17 protein-coding genes are annotated in these 17,801 nt (G+C 64.5%); 13 read left to right on the top strand and 4 right to left on the bottom strand.

Features of this window, described 5'->3' with window-relative positions; all coding sequences use genetic code 11:
• Nucleotides 1-194 precede the first annotated feature (194 nt).
• The 6 genes from ACH49N_RS30625 (at nucleotide 195) to ACH49N_RS30600 (ending at nucleotide 8,540) form a co-directional block, all read left to right on the top strand.
• The gene (locus tag ACH49N_RS30625) at nucleotides 195-1,667 is read left to right on the top strand and encodes an aldehyde dehydrogenase (RefSeq protein ID WP_358276488.1); all 1,473 of its coding nucleotides are present in this window, start codon (nucleotides 195-197) and stop codon (nucleotides 1,665-1,667) included.
• A gap of 70 nt (nucleotides 1,668-1,737) precedes the next feature.
• Complete coding sequence (locus tag ACH49N_RS30620) at nucleotides 1,738-3,348, top strand: PQQ-binding-like beta-propeller repeat protein (RefSeq protein ID WP_358276489.1); 1,611 nt, start codon at nucleotides 1,738-1,740, stop codon at nucleotides 3,346-3,348.
• 1 nt (nucleotide 3,349) lies between these two features.
• On the top strand, nucleotides 3,350-4,246 hold the full coding sequence (locus tag ACH49N_RS30615; protein WP_358276490.1) for an LLM class F420-dependent oxidoreductase: 897 nt from the start codon (nucleotides 3,350-3,352) through the stop codon (nucleotides 4,244-4,246).
• A gap of 35 nt (nucleotides 4,247-4,281) precedes the next feature.
• Nucleotides 4,282-5,478, top strand: coding sequence for an acyl-CoA dehydrogenase family protein (locus tag ACH49N_RS30610; protein ID WP_358276491.1), 1,197 nt, complete (start codon nucleotides 4,282-4,284; stop codon nucleotides 5,476-5,478).
• 817 nt (nucleotides 5,479-6,295) lie between these two features.
• Nucleotides 6,296-7,609, top strand: a complete 1,314-nt coding sequence (locus tag ACH49N_RS30605) for an MFS transporter (protein WP_358276530.1) — start codon at nucleotides 6,296-6,298, stop codon at nucleotides 7,607-7,609.
• A 28-nt stretch (nucleotides 7,610-7,637) separates the two neighbouring features.
• A complete protein-coding gene (locus tag ACH49N_RS30600; protein ID WP_358276492.1) occupies nucleotides 7,638-8,540 on the top strand; it encodes an SMP-30/gluconolactonase/LRE family protein in 903 nt (300 codons plus the stop codon).
• Between the two features lie 357 nt (nucleotides 8,541-8,897).
• Here ACH49N_RS30600 and ACH49N_RS30595 read toward each other — a convergent pair whose 3' ends face one another.
• Nucleotides 8,898-9,500, bottom strand: a complete 603-nt coding sequence (locus ACH49N_RS30595) for a hypothetical protein (RefSeq protein WP_358276531.1) — start codon at nucleotides 9,498-9,500, stop codon at nucleotides 8,898-8,900.
• Nucleotides 9,501-10,058: 558 nt separating this feature from the next.
• Here ACH49N_RS30595 and ACH49N_RS30590 point away from each other — a divergent pair.
• From ACH49N_RS30590 to ACH49N_RS30575, 4 genes are all read left to right on the top strand, one after another.
• Complete coding sequence (locus ACH49N_RS30590) at nucleotides 10,059-10,877, top strand: hypothetical protein (protein ID WP_358276493.1); 819 nt, start codon at nucleotides 10,059-10,061, stop codon at nucleotides 10,875-10,877.
• 5 nt (nucleotides 10,878-10,882) lie between these two features.
• The gene (locus tag ACH49N_RS30585) at nucleotides 10,883-11,407 is read left to right on the top strand and encodes a hypothetical protein (protein ID WP_358276494.1); all 525 of its coding nucleotides are present in this window, start codon (nucleotides 10,883-10,885) and stop codon (nucleotides 11,405-11,407) included.
• Between the two features lie 279 nt (nucleotides 11,408-11,686).
• Entirely contained in the window at nucleotides 11,687-12,124 is a 438-nt protein-coding gene (locus ACH49N_RS30580) for a helix-turn-helix domain-containing protein (protein ID WP_358276495.1), read from the top strand.
• A gap of 137 nt (nucleotides 12,125-12,261) precedes the next feature.
• Nucleotides 12,262-12,495 carry a hypothetical protein gene (locus tag ACH49N_RS30575; RefSeq protein WP_358276496.1) on the top strand — a complete coding sequence of 78 codons (234 nt, stop codon included), beginning with the start codon at nucleotides 12,262-12,264 and terminating at the stop codon, nucleotides 12,493-12,495.
• Between the two features lie 64 nt (nucleotides 12,496-12,559).
• Here the strand turns inward: ACH49N_RS30575 and ACH49N_RS30570 are convergent, their stop codons facing one another.
• A complete protein-coding gene (locus ACH49N_RS30570; protein WP_358276497.1) occupies nucleotides 12,560-13,603 on the bottom strand; it encodes a DUF4041 domain-containing protein in 1,044 nt (347 codons plus the stop codon).
• A 1,222-nt stretch (nucleotides 13,604-14,825) separates the two neighbouring features.
• Between ACH49N_RS30570 and ACH49N_RS30565 the strand changes: the two genes are divergently transcribed.
• Nucleotides 14,826-16,031: a type IV toxin-antitoxin system AbiEi family antitoxin domain-containing protein gene (locus tag ACH49N_RS30565; RefSeq protein WP_358276532.1), complete on the top strand. Its 1,206-nt coding sequence runs from the start codon at nucleotides 14,826-14,828 to the stop codon at nucleotides 16,029-16,031.
• Here the strand turns inward: ACH49N_RS30565 and ACH49N_RS30560 are convergent.
• The gene (locus tag ACH49N_RS30560; RefSeq protein ID WP_358276536.1) at nucleotides 16,014-16,277 is read right to left on the bottom strand and encodes a hypothetical protein; all 264 of its coding nucleotides are present in this window, start codon (nucleotides 16,275-16,277) and stop codon (nucleotides 16,014-16,016) included. The two genes, ACH49N_RS30565 and ACH49N_RS30560, sit on opposite strands and share 18 nt — an antisense overlap.
• On the opposite strand from ACH49N_RS30560, the gene ACH49N_RS30555 reads away from it, so the two are divergent.
• Complete coding sequence (locus ACH49N_RS30555; protein WP_358276533.1) at nucleotides 16,161-16,592, top strand: nucleotidyl transferase AbiEii/AbiGii toxin family protein; 432 nt, start codon at nucleotides 16,161-16,163, stop codon at nucleotides 16,590-16,592. The two genes, ACH49N_RS30560 and ACH49N_RS30555, sit on opposite strands and share 117 nt — an antisense overlap.
• Here the strand turns inward: ACH49N_RS30555 and ACH49N_RS30550 are convergent.
• Nucleotides 16,526-17,110 carry a hypothetical protein gene (locus tag ACH49N_RS30550; RefSeq protein WP_358276498.1) on the bottom strand — a complete coding sequence of 195 codons (585 nt, stop codon included), beginning with the start codon at nucleotides 17,108-17,110 and terminating at the stop codon, nucleotides 16,526-16,528. The two genes, ACH49N_RS30555 and ACH49N_RS30550, sit on opposite strands and share 67 nt — an antisense overlap.
• A 460-nt stretch (nucleotides 17,111-17,570) precedes the next feature.
• Between ACH49N_RS30550 and ACH49N_RS30545 the strand changes: the two genes are divergently transcribed.
• Nucleotides 17,571-17,768, top strand: a complete 198-nt coding sequence (locus ACH49N_RS30545; RefSeq protein ID WP_358276499.1) for a hypothetical protein — start codon at nucleotides 17,571-17,573, stop codon at nucleotides 17,766-17,768.
• The last annotated feature ends 33 nt before the right edge of the window (nucleotides 17,769-17,801 follow it).

Here is a 17,801-nt window from a genome sequence, read left to right as displayed (position 1 = left end):
AACTCTGCCCGGCCCCGCCCGAGCACGTCGTCGTGGACGGCCACGACCCTACGGGTGAATGCACCGGGGCCCGCCCACAGCACCGACGACTATCGGGGCGCAGCGCCCGGACACGTTGCCGCGACCGGCGATTCACGCGACCGGCGGCATATCGGCTCGCCGGCCCATCCGAAGAACGAGTACAAGGAGACACGATGACCGTTACCGCAGCGCGAACCGAACTAGAGCGCACCCGCTTCTTCATCGACGGCGAATGGGTCATGCCGCGCGGAAGCGACACTCATGTGGCACTCGAGGCCGCGACCGGAACACCCTTGGGAACAGCATCCCTCGGCACGGACGCAGACATCGACGCCGCTGTCCACGCCGCGCACCGTGCCCTCGAAGGACCTTGGGGTCACACCACGGCAGCGGAGCGAGCAACCGTCATACGCCGGTTCGCCGACGCGCTCTCCACGCGCGCCGACGACATCTCCACCCTGGTCAGCCGCGAGAACGGCATGCCCATCGCGCTGTCCAACGCATTCAACGGTGCCGCGCCCGCTGGATTGTTGCGGATGTACGCGGACCTCATCGAAACGATGCCGCTCGAAGAGGCCAGGCCCAGCCCGTCCGGCGCGACAATCGTCCGCCGGGAACCTGTCGGAGTCGTCGGTGCAATCACGCCGTGGAACTATCCGCAGGTCCTCGCGATGATGAAGATTGCCCCAGCACTCGCCGCGGGCTGCACCGTCGTTCTCAAGCCGTCCCCGGAGACGGCGCTCGATGGCTACATCCTCGGAGACGCCGCCATCGAAGCCGGTCTGCCACCCGGAGTATTGAACATCGTGCTCGCGGGCCGCGAGGCAGGCGCCGCGCTGGTTTCCCACCCGCTAGTGGACAAGATCGCATTCACAGGTTCGACCGCGGCCGGCCGTCTCATCGGGGCCGAATGTGGGCGGCTGATCCGCCGATGCACCTTGGAACTGGGCGGTAAGTCCGCGTCAATCGTGCTCGACGACACCGACATTGCTACCTTCGTCGCCGGGCTCGGCGACGCGTCCTTCCAAAACAACGGCCAGACCTGCACCGTGCAGTCACGCATCCTGGCCCCGCGTTCTCGGTACGCAGAGGTGGTCGACGCCGTCGCGCACTTCGCCCGTGACATGATCGTCGGCGATCCGCTCGACCCCGCCGTCACATGCGGACCCATGGCGAGCCAGGCGCAGCTCGAACGTGTCCTGGGCTACATCGACGCCGGGAAACGGTCCAGCGCCCGCCTCGTCGCAGGCGGCGCCCGTCCGGCGGCACTATCGCGCGGCTGGTTCGTCGAACCCACCGTCTTCGCCGACGTCGACAACTCCGAGCGAATCGCTCAGGAGGAGATCTTCGGTCCGGTCGTCACCATCACTCCCTACGACGGCGATGACGAAGCGGTACGGCTGGCCAACGACAGCGAGTATGGGCTCGGCGGGTCGGTCTGGACGTCGGACGAAGAGCGCGGCCTTGCTGTGGCACGCCGCATCCGCACCGGCACGATCGGGGTGAACTACTACCTTCAGGACCTCGGTGCACCGTTCGGCGGCATGAAAAGCAGCGGTCTCGGTCGCGAACTCGGGCCCGAGGCACTCGACAACTACCTCGAGTACAAGTCCATCTACGCGAGCGCCGATCAGCTTCACCAATGAGCCCACTGCCTTCGGGGCCGTCGACCACGGCCCCGAAGGTGTATCGACGTCCACTGCGGAGGAACCCACCTTGCCGATCCTCACTCGACACCGCCTGACGGCCACTGTGATGATTGCCGGCCTCGCTCTGACCCCATCCTGTACAGCCAGCAATTCCAGTACCAACCGCGTCGTCGAACCCATTGCCACCGGTTCCACGCTGCACACCATCAACGGCCTGGCCCTTGCGCCCGATGGCAGGATTCTTGCGGCCGGTCTTGCCAGCGAGACGATCTCCGAAATCAACCCCGAGACGGGGGAGATCAGCGAGGTGGTTGCCCAGCCGGACGGCCGATCCGACGATCTCGTCGTCACACCCTCCGGGGACATCCTGTGGACCGACCCCGTGGCCGGCTCGGTGAAACGACGCGACTCGGACGGACAGACCCGGACGGTCGCGCAGGACCTACCGGGTGTCAACTCGATCGCTTTCGACCGGTCCGGGCAACGCCTTTACGTCGGGCAGACGTTCTTTGCTGACGGATTGTGGGAGGTAGATCCCGCCGGGGTCGTGCCTCCTCGGCTCGTCGCCCGAGACCTCGGGGGACTCAACGCATTCACCTTCGGACCTGACGGAATGATCTACGGTCCCCTCGGCAAGCGTGATGAGGTGGTGCGAATCGACCCGGGTAGCGGCGCCGCCGTCACCCTCGCCGCAGGTTTCCGTCAACCGGTCTCGGTCCGTTTCGATACGCGAGACCAGCTCCACGTACTCGACGGGGCAACCGGCGAACTCATCCGCCTCGATCCCACGACCGGAGAGAAGGTTACGGTCGCCGTAGTGCCCGCCGCAGCTGACAACATGGTGATCGGTCCGACAGATCATGCCTACGTGAGCAATATGGCCGACAGCAGTGTCCTCGATGTCGACCTCGCCGACGGCAACACCCGGACTCTCACTCAAAGCCCGTTGGCCTACCCCCGGGACATCGCGGTAGAAGACGGCACCATATACGTCGCCGACAGCACAGCACTGCGAACCGTGGACCCGGCGGACGGCAAGGTCACCGAGATAGCCCGCCGCCTGTCTTCCGAACTGGAATTCCCGTCCGGGATCAGCGCCTCTCGCCAGCATCTCGTGCTGACCTCGGAACTGGTCGGCACGGTTCAGGTGCTCGACCGCACGACGGGACGGCCTATCCATGAATTCCACGGATTCGACAGACCCGCCGATGCCGTGGAGTTGGCGGACGGCAGCCTGGTGATCTCCGAACCTGCGAGGGGCCGTCTGCTTCGTGTCTTCGGTGAAGATCGCCGTCCTTACGCCGAAGGTCTCGGCACCCCGACTGGTCTTGCCGTCACCGGGGAGGGCGACGTGCTGGTCACGGACACGACCGGCGGCAGGCTCCTCGAGATCAGCGCCATTACGGGCACGGTCACACCAGTCGCGTCTGAGCTGGGGGCACCCCGAGCGATCGCTATCGCACCGGACGGGTCATTCGCCGTATTGGATACCGCAGCAGGCCAGGTACTGTCCGTCGACCCGCTGACCAACGACCATCAGGTCCTGTCACGCGGCCTTGCGGTCGGCTACCTCACCCAGCCGTACGGGCGGTCGGGGGGACTGGCTATCGGATCAGACGGGACAATTTTCGTCTCCGCCGACCGCGAGAACTCCGTGTATGCGATCAGGCGGCCCTGATATGACCGAACGCGCACTCGACGCACGCCCCTTCAGATTCGGCGTCAACCTACTCACCGTGGCCTCGCGTACGGAATGGCAAACACGGTGCCGACAAGCCGAGAACCTCGGGTACGACGTCATCGCCGTACCAGACCACCTCGGTCTTCCTGCACCATTTCCGGCCCTGATCTCGGCAGCGGAGGCCACCGAGCGGCCACGACTGGCAGTCTTCGTCCTCAACGCCGGTTTCTACAACCCCGCACTCCTCGCACGGGACCTCGCTGGAACCGACCAGATGGTAGATGGACGCCTGGAAGTGGCCCTGGGCACCGGCTACGTGAAAGCCGAATTCGATGCCGCCGGCCTGCCATGGCAGCCCACGGCCGCCCGTATCGACCATTTGAAACGCACCGTCCTCGAAATACGCAGCCTTCTCACCGACCAGAATCACCATCCGCAACCAGCCCAACATCCGATGCCGCCCCTGATGATCGCCGGCAACGGCGACCGCGTACTTCGACTCGCCGCCGAGCACGCGAACAGCATCGGCTTCAGCGGCGCAGCGCCGGGCGACGAACCGGGAAGGCTGCGACTTGTCAACGCGGACTCGCTTGCGGGCAGGATCGCGCACGTCAAAGACGCCGCCGGCGAGAGGTTCGCGCAGCTCGAATTCAATCTGCTCGTTCACGCGGTCGCGATCGACGGCGATAGGCGGCGCGCCGTCGCAAACCTACGACGATTCGACAACCGGATGTCTGACGACGAACTGGTGAAAATCCCCACCATCCTTTCCGGGCCACCAGAAGAAATCGCCGACACCCTCCGCAGCCACCGTGACAACTTCGGGATCACCTACTTCACGGTGCCGGAGCCGGCGATGCACGACTTCGCCCGTGTCCTCGCGTTGCTGCGGTGAACCACCTCCGCAAGCCCAAAACAAGGAGTTAAGCAATGACCAGTCTGGCTCAGACTGCAGGTCTGTCAGAGGTTCAATCAGAAATTCTCTCCACAGTGCGTTCCTTCGTGGACAAGGAGATCATCCCGCACGCGCACGAGTTGGAACACGCCGACGAGTACCCGACGGAAATCGTCGAGGGAATGAAAAACATGGGCCTCTTCGGACTCACGATTCCCGAAGAATACGGAGGCCTCGGTGAGTCGCTTCTGACCTACGCGCTCGTGGTCGAACAGATCGCTCGCGGCTGGATGAGCGTGTCCGGGGTCATCAATACACACTTCATCGTCTCGCACATGATCGCCCAGCACGGAACCGAGGCGCAGAGACAGAAGTACCTGCCGAAAATGGCAACAGGCGAGATCAGAGGATCGTTCTCGATCTCAGAGCCGGACATAGGATCCGACGTGGCAGCAATCAAGACTCGCGCCACACGGGACGGTGACGAGTACGTGATCGACGGGACGAAGATGTGGCTGACCAACGGCGGATCGTCGAACCTGATCGCGCTGCTTGCTCGCACCGGTACAGATGCAACGAAACCCCATCACAACCTCACAACTTTCCTGATCGACAAGCCAGAAGGCTTCGGTGAGGTGACGCCGGGACTGACCATCCCGGGCAAGATCGCCAAGATGGGCTACAAGGGGGTAGACACCACTGAAGCGGTCTTCGACGGATTCCGCATCCCCGCCACCCAGATCCTGGGAGAGGCTCCGAACGAGGGCTTCTCGTTCATGATGGACGGCGTCGAGGTCGGCCGGATCAACGTCGCGGCGCGCGCATGCGGAATCGCGCTTCGGGCGTTCGAGCTGGCAATCGAGTACGCGCAACAGCGCAAAACATTCGGCAAGCCGATCACCGAGCACCAGGCGATCGCATTCAAGCTGGCCGAAATGGCGACGAAGGTCGAGGCAGCACATCTCATGATGGTCAACGCCGCACGGATGAAGGGCGCCGGGGAGCGTAACGACGTGGCAGCCGGAATGGCGAAACTGCTGGCCAGCGAGTTCTGCGCCGAGGTCACGCAGGACGCGTTCCGCATACACGGCGGCTACGGGTACTCCACAGAGTACGAAATCGAACGCCTCATGCGCGAGGCGCCCTTCCTACTCATCGGCGAGGGCACCAGTGAGATTCAGAAAACCATCATTAGCCGCGGTCTACTCCGGGAGTACCGCTCCCGCAGATGAACTCGGCCTGGCGACCGTCACGGTCACCACGTCCTCCCACCCGTTCCCTCAACAATGTAGACATGCACCCGATACGCCCTACAACGCTCAACGAGCACATATGGGTGCGAGAGCCGATGGACCGAGCATGCACGACCTTCAAGAAGTAGATGGACCAGCCCAAGTCGAAAACGAGATTCACGCCTACCGAACACGACGCCAAAGAAGCCGAGCACAACTGCGCAAGGAGACGAACTATCGCCTGTCTCCAGACGCGGCAGACATCGTCAGGTGCGCCCGGATTTGGGCACCGTTCGGCGGTCCACCCGCAGATGAGATCTTCGTTCGATTCGGCATGTCAGAAGCCCGCTTCGCCGAGAGACTCTGGCAAATCCTCGGCGACGTCAGTTCCCATCCCGAGATGGACGAATCAGATAGGAAGTGTCTATGCGCCGCGGCGATAGTGCGTTGCAGTCCTCGCGGCGATGCCACTCGCCCAAGAACTTCCTTGGAAGACCCGGCGATAAAGGAGGGTCGATAGCCAAACCCGGTCGATAAGCGGCACCGCCAACCAGCTGCGAAACGATCAATGCTCGGCAGCGGCACAGTCAGATGTCGCCCAGGCCGTCCCGATCCATCCGGCTTCACGGCCAGTCTTATGCAACACCATGAATGGATCGCCGGCCGCGTCGAGATCCGCTGCTACCCAATGTGACTACCGCTCATATCGCGGGAAACAGTCACTTATCGAGAAACCTGCCTGAACTTAAACCGCGCACTCGAACTTCCTCCGGCATCAAATTCCGTTGACACCCCAACACATGAGGAACACGTGTACATGAAAACAGCACTACAGCACCGAGTGCCCGTCGTAGCATTGTGCTTCTTCGGCCTAGCATTCGAAGGATACGACCTAGTCGCGTACGGAACTGTACTGCCGCAACTCCTCTCGTCCGAAGAATGGAACATGGGGCCAGCACAGGCGGGCCTGATCAGCACACTGACGGTCGTCGGCATGCTCATAGGATCAATTACCTCCGGAACGTTGGCCGACTTCACCGGCAGACGCACCCTGACCATCACCTCCTGCGTCTGGTTTTCAGCGTGGATGGCAGTATGCGCCGCGGCTCCCGACGCTCAAATTCTGGGGGGAGCACGCTTCATGGTCGGTTTAGGAATAGGCGCTTTCGTACCTCTGGTGGCGGCCCTTGCGGTCGAATTTGCCCCTGAAGGCAAAGGAAATCGGTACAGCGCAATCGCCTGGTCCGGGTATCCAATCGGCGGGGTCGTAGCAGCCTTGATCGGATTCTTTACCCTCGAACCCCTCGGCGCGCGATTCCTCTTCGCACTCGGAAGCCTCCCGCTCGTCACGTTGGTCCCCTTGATGGCACTCTGCCTTCACGAATCACCATCAGTCCTGGCAGCCAAAGACCAATCTGGTGGCCGCACCACCAACGCATCAAGGCATGGACTCGAGCGTCCACCTGCCGAATCAACTCCAGTCGCGAAGGGGCCGATAGCACTCTTTACAGGCGGCACATGGATACGCACACTGATCTTTGGCTTGATGAGCGCCTGTGGACTGATGTTGACGTACGGCCTCAATACCTGGCTGCCGCAATTGATGCGGTCCAACGGCTACGAGCTGGGTTCTGCGTTGATGTTCCTGGTTGCGCTCAACCTCGGCGCGGCAATAGTGCCGCCGATACTTGCTCGGCGTGCTGACATCTCGGGCCCGCGAGTCGTCATTCTATGCGTCTTCTTGTCCGCATCGGTCAGCATTCTGGCATTGAGCCTTGCGCTTCCGATTATCGCTGTATACATACTCATCTTCGTCGCCGGGGCGGGAACACTGGGAGCCCAATTGCTCATGTCGGGTTTCGTCGCCACCGACTATCCAGCAACCTCCCGAGTTGCAGCACTTTCTTGGATCTCGTGCGCCGGTAGAGTTGGAGCACTGGGAGGGCCAACGCTCATCGGGTTCCTTGTCGCGCGTGGCAGCAGTGTGGCAACAAGCTTCTTCGTATTCGCAGCATTTGGCCTCGTCGGCGCGGCACTCGCCGCCCTTCTACCGCGGAGGAACAGAAAAGACCAAACGGTAGGAAGGCAGCTAGATCCCTCCCGTGCCGGAAGTATTGATTCGCATACCTGACAATGTCCAGTCGTTAAGGAGATACCAAGTGCATCAACAGGACGCAAGCACAGTGCTGACAGATGGATTCGCGTTTACCGAGTGCCCGCGCTGGCACGGCGGCCGCCTCTGGTTCGTCGACATGCACCTCAACCAAGTAGTGTCCGTACTTCCAGACGGCAGCGGCGAATCCACATTGGAAGTCCCCGGATCGCCCGGTGGTATCGGTTGGTTGCCGGACGGACGATTATTGATCGTTCTGATGGTAGAACGGCAGATTCTCCGACTCGACGACAACGGTTTGGTGGTCCACGCGGATCTGTCCGAAACAGTCGCGACCACCCTCAATGACCTGGCAGTCGATACCTCCGGTCGCTGCTACGTCGGGGAAACCGGCTTCGACCCCCATGAATATCTGACGACCTCCGCTGATATCGAGCGGGTTTCGAGCGGAACCTTCGAGTGCCCTGAGTCAAGTCGCGTGTTCCTTGTCGATCCCGACGGAGAGTATCGGGAAGTTACATCAGGCTTGTCTTTCGCAAACGGGATCGTCATCGATGAGAAAAGCAATCTTCTCTTCGTGGCCGAATCCTTCGGAGCACGTTTGAGTCGGTACGATCTGCGACCCGACGGGGGATTGGCAAACAGGACAGAACTGTTCCTGGGTTTTGCGCCGGACGGCATCGCGATCGACCAATGGGGCTGCGTGTGGGTAGCGGACGTATTCGGTCGCGCTGCACAACGTATCGACAGAAACGGAGTCCTTCTGGAACGAACAAACACCGAGCAACTCTGCCTCGCGTGCACAGTGGGCGGAGTCGACGGCGATCAACTCTATCTGTGCTCGTCACCGTCGCTCGATCGCGCCGAGTGCTTGCAACGACTTGGATCGAAGCTGGAGTCGCACATAGTTCGGCCGCCGGTACACTGGAACGATATTCGGCCGACGTAGCAATGATGACGCTCGGAGAATGTCGATCTGGCGCAATTTTCGTCGATCGGCTCGCTCGCGGCGTGAGCGCACTCTTCGATAGTGGCGACCTCCTCGACGGGTAGACACAGCTCGGCGCCGTGACGGGTGACGATCTTCCTCAACTCTGGCTTGGAGTTCGGTTCACCGGTTGCATGGGCGGGCGAGCGGAGCCCGCCGGTGGGGCAGTAGATGCGTGGTCGGTGACGTGGGCGACGAGGACGCAGCCGGCACGCGGCGGTAGCGACTCGGCCCTGAACGCGCAGGACCACTCCGGGGTGGGGTGGTCGGTGCCCCCACCGGCACGATTACGGGAGTAGTCGGTTCGGTGTTGCCGGGTTATCTCGGTGGCGTGTCGAACTGTGTCCAATCTTGTTCCCACTGGCGCAACCGGTTCCGGGCCAGCAGTGTGCGTGCGAGGGCCGTGGGAAGCAGGACGGCGCCGGCGGCGGATGCCCATACTCCGACTGCGGCGCTCACGGCGAGCACGGTGGTGTCGCGGCTGCTGGGGATGGGGCCGGTGAGGTTGCCGTTGGCGTCGACGCTGATGGTAATCGTCTGACCGGACTTGGCGGGCCCCTCGGTGGGCACTTGTGCGGTGCGGTGCCCGTGCGGGGTGGACCAGCGGGCCCGGGCAGTGTCCTGGGTGCCGGTGGAGCGAACCGAGGCTTCCAGGGTGTCGGGTGCGGGATGAGTGTCCTCGAGCAGAACGGCCGGTACCTGATGCACGCCGGCGCGCAGTGCCTGGGTCCGGTGTTCGAGCCGGGTATATGTCGCGGTTCCGAACGCGGCGGCGACGGGGATCGCCAGCAGAATCAGTACCGCGGCGAGCACCACCAGGGCGGCCTCGAGGCGGTCGCTTCGGCGCATCAGGGGGTTGCGGCTCCAGGGACGCAGCCACCACCACCGGACCGGTGTCGGCGCTAGTTCGTCCGGGCGCATTTCGTTCACCCCCAGCAGGGTTGCGCTTCGTCGTCCTTTTGATTGTGCGACGAAATTCTGGTGCTGTCGCCCGCCGTGTTCTTCGAAGATTCACGGCTGCGGAGATCGCCGAGCCGGGTCGCTGCATCACACCAAACCGAGGTAGAAGTCGGAGGCGCACGGAGAGCGTGTACCCGACCTAGGAAACCCCGCCGAACTCGCCCGAGGACGTGGCTGAGCCGACCGATAGCCATGGTGCTGAGTCAATTCGCTCCGCAAGCGCCCACTGGACACATGATCTTACGAAAATTACACTCGTCAGTATCGTAAAAACCGTAGGTTCCGGGTTTGGGGCAGGTCATGAGAAATGAAAGCGTCAACGCGGGTCACAAGCGCGACCGGATTGTCCATCGGAGCGCGGGTTCCGGTCGGGTCGGGTCCCAGGCCGCGGTAAGCCGGTGGCCGGGCCGTCGCGGTGTCGCCTCTGGTCGTTCCCTGTCTGTCCACACCCCGGCTCGTGCTGGGAACCCCGCCGCCTCGGAGCCGCGGATCGCCGGCTCACGGGTCGGCGGGACGCCGGTGCGGGAACGCCCGAAGAGCGTGGGGGAATGGAAGCGGGAGATCGCGAGCGTGGTGTCCTCGTTCGAGGGTGCGTCGCGGCGCCCGACCGGGGGCATCGAGGTCGATTTCGAGCTCCGGTTCGATCTCCGTGCGACCGGACTGGCGCTGGATTGGCTCACCGACGCGTTCCGTGCCGCTTTGGACGCCGCGGATCTGTCCGATACCGGCGGGGTGGTGATGCGGGCGTTGTTCGATACCGGCGATACCGATGTGGTCACCATCCAACTGCAGCGACTACCGCACACCGCCCGGGACGGTGTCGCCGAGGGTGCCGGTCATGACCGGGCGCCGCGCTCAGGCCCGGGTTCCGATGATGTGGGTCCTGCCCTCACAGTGGGAAGGGGCCGATCTGGACGCGGCACGGTCGAGCTGGAAACCGCGACCGGCAACCTCACCTACCCGTCCCCGCTCTCCCTGTCGGGCGAGGCGATCTCCTCGACGGAGGTGTCCGAAATTCTGTCGCCGTCGGGGAAGGTGAACCGGGCCCTGGCCAACACCAAACGGAAGACCCATCACCTCCTCGGGCTCAAGGTCGGCAACCAGTACCGGTATCCGCTGTTCCAGTTCGACCGCGAGCGCAAACAGATCCGCCCCGTCGCCGAACACGCGAACCGGCTCATGGAGTGCGATCTCGACCCGTGGGGGAACCTGGATTGGTGGTTCACCGAAAGCCCGCTGATCGGGGGCCAGCGGCCGGTGGACCGGCTCACCGCCCAGGCGTTGACGGAGGCCGAGGTCGAGGTGATGGTGGCGGCCGAGCAGATGGGCATGGACTGACCCCGGTGGCTGGCGGGTTCGCCGAGTATGTGACCCGGAATGCGCCGCGGCAGGAGTGGGCGCTGATCGCGAAGCTGATTCTCGATGAGGCGTTCGCCGACCCGGTAGGGACTCGTGCCGGGGACCTCGCGGGGGCGGCGGCCGAGCGGCGGCAGTCGTTGCTCGAGCAGGTGGCGACCCTCAAGGCCGGGGAGGCGGGCCGGGTGCTGGCCCCGCGGGCGGGAGAATCACGGACCCTGGTGAAGAAGTTGCGGGACGAGGGGGTGTTGCTCGGTTTGCCGTTGGGTCGGCGCCCCGATTATCACTATCCGGCGTTCCAGTTCGACACGGTGCATCACCGGGTGTGGCCGATCGTGGCGTACGCGAACAGCAAGCTGGGGGCTGCCGAGGATCCGTGGGGGGTCACCTCCTGGTGGCGCACCCCGTCCGACATCCTCGACGGCGGAACCCCGTTGCAGGAACTCGAGGACGGCGATCTGACCGAGATCGCCGTCGACAACATGATCAGCGCTGCCGAGCAGGGAATGTAGGAGAGCGGGGCGCCTTCAGCGGAATTCGTGGAGTCCACGCTGGTGGTGACGGTGCCGGCGGACCGGATCCTGTGACGGACCTCGGCCGCGGCACCACCGACGGTGTGGGTTGGTCGCGTCATCGTGTTGCACGATGTGGTCGGCGGCCTGGGCCGAGTGCGGTGGAGGCCGCCTCGCATCTTCGTGGGGCGATCCTAGAAGGGTGGCGTCGCCGACCCCGCTTGGCCGCCGTTGCGGTTGTTTCGTTTGTTGCGTATATTTCGTTTAGGAGGTGGCGTGATGTCCGCAGCGCATGATCAGCCGACCGTTGTCGAGCAGGAGCAGGCACGGCAGGCCCTGCAGTTGCTTCGTGATGTCGATCCGGAAGGGGAGACCCTCGATGTGACCGTGGCCGGTACGGCGGAGTCGGTGCATCTTCCTCGCGCGGCGCTCGATCTGATCCGCGAGGTGTTGGCTAATATGGCCGCCGGGCAGGGGGTCAATGTTGTCCCGGCGCACGCGGAGCTGACGACCCAGCAGGCCGCGCAGATGCTCAATGTCTCGCGCCCGCATGTGATCAAGCTCCTCGACGAGGGGCATATCGAGTATCGGATGGTCGGCCGGCATCGCCGGATCCTGGCATCCTCTCTGCTGGCCTATCAGCGGACGCAGCTGGGGAGCTCGCGTGCCGCCGCGGACGAGTTGGCGGCCCTGACGGAAGAACTCGGGCTGTACTGACGTGACCTTCACCGTGCTCTACGACGCGAATGTGCTGTACCCGAATGTGTAACGCGACGTGCTGATCCGGCTCGCGCAGACCGGCCTGATGCATGCCCGGTGGACGGATCGCATCCTCGACGAGACATTCGAGAACCTTGCCGGAGGCTCGCCCGGACATCCCCGCCGCGGAGCTCGCGCAGTTCGGCATCGAGGCCAAGCATCCGGACGAGTTCGTGATGGACCTGTTCCACCTCGACGGGGCACGGGTCCATCAAGCGGTCAGCGCGACGGCCGCGGCCTGGCGCAATCCACCCGGGACCCCGGCTGATGTGTGTGACCGCCTTGCGGCGGCGGGCCTTCCGATTTCCGCGGCCGCGCTCCGCCGCTGAGCGGCGCCAACGATCAGTCCGGTGGCGGCTGCTGTTGCCGCTCGGTGGGTGTGGGCACGGGCCGTTAGGTGGTCGGCCCGGTTGCGGCGCCCGCCGGCCAGTTGCTTCGGCTTTTTAAGTATTGGGTGGCGTCGGGTTGTTCGGTGTATTCGAGGAGGTTGCCGACGTGGGCGGCGAGGACGTCGCGGACCTGGGCTGGGGTGGCGAAGAAGAATTCGCGGCGCAGGTTGGCGTGGTTGAGGCGTTGCCCGGTGAACGCGTTGTGTAGTGCGTTTTCGAGTGTGATGGCGTCGTCGGAGAAGTAGAGGGCGTGGGTGTCGAAGGGGAACGGCACGCAGGCGCTGCCGAGTTCGCGGACCCGGTCCATCGGGTCGAGGCGACGGGTCATGCCGATCTTGACGACGTTGGGGCCGAACGCGCCTTGGTTGCTGATGACGTAGACGTAGCCGGCGCGGATGTTGGTTTGGCGGTAGTCGTTGTCCTCGATCGCCCGGTCCAGGTCGGCGAGTTTGTCGAGGATCCGCTGCTTCTCCTGCAGGTCGGTGCCGCCGATGGAGGTGAGCACGTTCTGGTAGTGGGCGCGTTCTTTGTCGAGTTTCTCGCGTTGGGCGGCGAGTTCTTGTTCGACCTTGCGTTCTTCCTTCAGCCGTTCGCGTTCGGCGCGCGCGGCTTCCTTCTCTTGCTGCACCTTCATCAGGTAGTCCGCGGTCAGTTCGAGCTCGCGGATCCTGCGGGCGTGATAGGCGTCGGCGACATGCATGTCCATCATGTCGCCGAGCTTGGCGATGGTGACCGCGGCCTTGTTCAGGCGTGTGACGGCGGTGGCGAGGTTGCCGGCGCGGATGGTGCGGACGCAGATGTCGGCTTCGGCGTTGTAGGCACGCAGCATCAGTTTCGACAGGTCCGCGGTCATTGTGCGGCCTTTGGCGAGGGAGTTGTTGAAGCTGAACATGTTCGAGGCGGCGATCGCCTCACCGCTGGTGACCGCTTCCTGGATCGCGGCCTGTATGTCGGTGAGTTGGTCGCGGTACGCGGCGGCGTTCGCGAGGGGGTGGTGGTAGGTGTAGATGCCGACTTCCTGCAGCACGAGGCGATCGTCGGTCTCCACGATGCCCGGATCGGTACCGCCTCGACCGCCCATGGACACGGGATCGCGGTGTGCGCTGGCAACGGTGGGCGTTGTCGGTGGCCTGCGCGAGGTCGCGTTCGAGGCCGGCGATCCGGTCGAGAAGGGTGTTCGCCTCCCGTTCTTTGACCACCAGCATCTCACGGAGCGCCTTGATGGTGACGCTAGGATCCGGACTCGTCATTGAGTAATCCCTTCGGCCCGTTAGCCGCGGACGCCGCGGGTGTTGGCGACGGGGACCAGGTCGTTCCGCGGCCCGGCAGGCACATGTTCGGGATAGCAAGTTGTTCCGATGCGCACCGGAATGGACGCTTTCTATGCACTTTAGGGGGCGCGAGGCAGAAGGGGAGCGACTGCCCTCAAGCGGAATCAGCCTCAGCGGCTCGGTTATCTATCACAGGCCGATATAAATATGGCCGCTGAGGCCGATGGTCGCCTTCCCGAGAAGGCGGTTCCTTCGTCGTCGGCGCTCCAATGGGCGACACCACGGAAGCCAGGCGGGCACTCATCCGCTCTCGGGGGCGACGAGTGGCCGGGGTGCAGTCGCGCGGAGGGATGCTGGCGTTGTGTTGTGCTGGTGAAGCACAGCTGCCGAAGAGGGTGCCCAGTTCACTGAGATCGGGGACGATAGCGGCGGCGGATGGTGCGGGGTCGACGCTGGGCACGGTGACGACGGTGGAGGTTTGTTGGACGGTGAATTCGGTGCCCGGCCATTTGCTCCAGGTGGTCCCCGATGCATGAGGCCAGTACGACGTCGTAACCGTCGGGAATGTCGAGTACCGACTGGGGCGTCATCCCCGGCTGGACCTCGCCCGTCTCGCAAAGAGTTCGACCAACGATCGTCGAACGGCCACCCGGTTTACGAATAATGCAGTCCTGGCCACGCCGGGTTGCCCGGCGATATGCGGTGCAACTGCCGATCGCTCAGTGAGAACCCGGCCTCTCTGGGAGGTCGCCCTGAAGATCGAGATACTCGAGGAAGCCGTTCTCTTCGTGCCCAACCCTGATCACCCCCTCCTCGCATCGTCTCTCTACACTGCCGCGTGCACCCGCTGTCGAGAAAATGTTACTGGCGAGTAGTTGTGCGAATCACATCCCGAACTAAAACCCGGCGGAGCAACCCCTCGGGACGTGCGCAGTGCCCCGGCCGCACCGACGCCCGGCAAGAAAATTGCACATGCGGTGATATTATTGTGCCGTGAAGATGGGAGATGCTGCCGTTGCGGTGGCCGAGTTCGGTGCTGAGCAATGGGGGCTGATCACCTCGGCGCAGGCCCGGGCGCTGGGTGTCACCGGGGTGCAGATGAAACGGCTCGCGGACCGCGGCGCCCTCGAGCGTGTGCATCACGGGATCTACCGCATGACCCGACTCCCGTTCGACCCCCGCCAGGACCTGCGTGTGGCGTGGGTCGCGCTCGACCTGGACACCCCCGCGTGGGAGCGTCTGTCCCAGCCGTTTCCTGGGGGCGTCGTCTCGCACCGAAGCGCCGCGCAACTGCATGAGCTCGGCGACCTCGACGCCGACGTCGCCGAGTTCACCTGTCTCCGTCGGGTTCGGCTGAGGCTGCCCGATGTGCGCATCCACACCGGGACGGTCGATGTCGACGACTGGACGGTCGTCGACGGACTCCCGGTCACCACGGCCCGCCGCACGATCGCCGATCTCGCTGCCGGGGGAATCGACGGCGGACACCTCGCCGGCATCGTCCGTGACGCCCTCGCCCATGAACTGGTCTCCATTGCAGATGTCGAGAAGACGCTCGCCTCGTTCGCCTTCGACTACGGCCATGTCCTCGGTGACGGCCGCGGCTTCCTCGACGCCCTGATCGCCCAGGCTGGGATCTCCGAGAACACCCTCGGACTCGCCGACGCCTACCGGAGAAGTAAAGAAGGCCCCCTCGCCGATCGCCTCGCCGCCGTCCACCGGCCGGGGCTTGACCTGGCCGACCACCTCGAGTCGACAAGCGCTGCCCGCCCCATCTCGGACCTCTACCGCGATGACCGGGTGCTGCCCTTCGCGATCGCCGCCGCCACCGGCCAGTTCGGCGAGCTGCTGAAACTGACCAACGACGCACTCGTCGCGGACGCCCTCAAAGGACTCGCGGCCGCACAATTGGCACCGCTCAGCGAACAGATCCACGCCGTCGCCGCGGCCTCCCTCACACCCGCGATGGAGGTCGCCCGCCCGTCGATCCGGCAGAACCTGCCGATACCGGACACCGAGGCGATCCGGGACTCGGTGGCGACCGAGATCGAACCCGCTGCCCGGCACGCCGCCGGGAACAGCACCGCACGCCTGCCCGGGGAACCGGAGCCGACTACCGGCACCGGCGACGCGACCCCGAACGGGCCGGACAACGAGACCGCCACCTTCCAGCAGACCGATCCCGACTCAGGTGAGAATCCCTAGATGCCCACGCCATCCCCCGGCCAGTTCCGCGCCTCGATCCAACAACGGCTGAAGAATCAATCCGCGAGCAGCGGGCAACCGCTGCAACAACTCCGGCGCAAATATGTCATGACGCGCTTCCTGACCAGAGTGTTCGACGCCGACCCCGACGGGTGGGTACTCAAGGGTGGCACCGGGATGATGGTGCGCCTCCCACGGGCCCGCTACAGCAAGGACGTCGATCTGATGTCCACCGAGTTCACCCACATCGGGGACGCTATCGACAAACTGCGCGAGATCCTCCGGCATGAGGTCGACGCATTCGCGTACACGATCTCACGCAAAGAGAACCCGGCGGGGCCGGGCGCTCGGAACTCGGCCACGCCGAGGTCGTGTTCACCATCCCCGCCGAATCGGTGCGGCAGGCCACCTCGACGGCCCTGGCGGTCCTGGAGACCTACCCCTGGCCGTTGCGGTCGCTGCGAGTGTGCTCACCACCGCCGATTTCGACCGCCTCACCGACGCCATGGACCTCCCGCCGCTCGTGTCGGTGCAGGAAGGCCGCCGACGGCCTCGGCATGACCCGTCAGGGCGTGCTGAAGGCCATCGAGGGCAAGGCGCTGCCGGCCACCCGTGTCGGCGGTACCTGAAAAGGTCACCGCGCCGCCCCGGCGGACGTAAACGGTGAGCGCCGCTCCGACTGTGCTGGCGGGGTTCGTCAGCCACATCACCCGAAACCGGTGCCGCCACCGGGCGACGGGGTAGGCGCGGGATCGGGTCGCCAGTTGCAGCGCGTAGACGACGTACGCGAGTATCCCGACCAGCATGAGTGCGATCGCCGCGAGCAGGACCATGAGGACGTCATCGAGCGCGACGATGGTGAGTGCCGCCGCGAATACCGCGGCTGGGAGCATCGTCAGTGCCAGAGCCTCCCACCAGCGAGCCTGGTGCGGGCGCCGGAAGTGGCCAAGCTGGAGACGCGCCGCGGCACGAACTCGGGGGCCAGGCGGCGGGTTCGCAGTCCTCCAGCGGTCCATGCCTTCGAAGAATCCAGTGGTGGTGCATTTGCCATCAGGCCATCCTTTGTGCGCGTCGATCATCGCGCATTCGTATCACTGAACTGGGTAGATGACACGTCCCTGGGATGTCCGAAGGGCCACGCCCGCAACGCGATACTGTCCACACCATGTCCAGCTCTGACAATGGGGGAATGCCCTGACCGGTGCAGCAACCACGCCGCCGCTCGGGAAGGTCCTGACCGCCGACGAGGTCGCCCGGTTCGTGGCGCGGGTTGCGTATCCCACCGGCCCGGTGGTGCTGGTGGACGAGGAACTCGGCCGGCCCGCCCCGGCGCGGGCCTACGGTGATTTGGCGGGGTGCGCTGGGCCTGCCGGATCTGGCGGAGAAGGCCCGCACGCTTCTGCTGGAGACAGCCGGCGGCCGCGCCGCGGCCAACACCGCTCCTGATTCCGGGCCCGGCGCGTAGCGACCCCTCGGGTTCGGTTCCCGGTCGCCGGCACCTGGGGGTGACCGGCACCTGTGGGTGAGAGGGTGCGGGGTATGACCTTCCGGCTGCCGACCACTCTTGCGACGGATTCGGACGCTGCGGCGGTGGCGGCGCTGAACCGGTACTACGACCGCCCGTACCTGGGTGACGACGCCTATGTCGTCGCGCACTTCGACTCCTGGTCCAGCAGACCGAAAAATATGTTCGAACCGACGGAGCTGACCACCATGGATCACGCGCCGATGACGTAGGAGCGCCGGGAGGCGTTCTGGCGGAAGTACCGG

Origin of the sequence: Rhodococcus sp. NPDC019647, from assembly GCF_044389235.1 — a bacterium.
GTDB lineage: Bacteria > Actinomycetota > Actinomycetes > Mycobacteriales > Mycobacteriaceae > Rhodococcus_F > Rhodococcus_F oxybenzonivorans.
The sequence above is the reverse complement of the archived record's forward strand: the minus strand, read 5'-3'. Positions and strand labels throughout refer to the sequence as shown.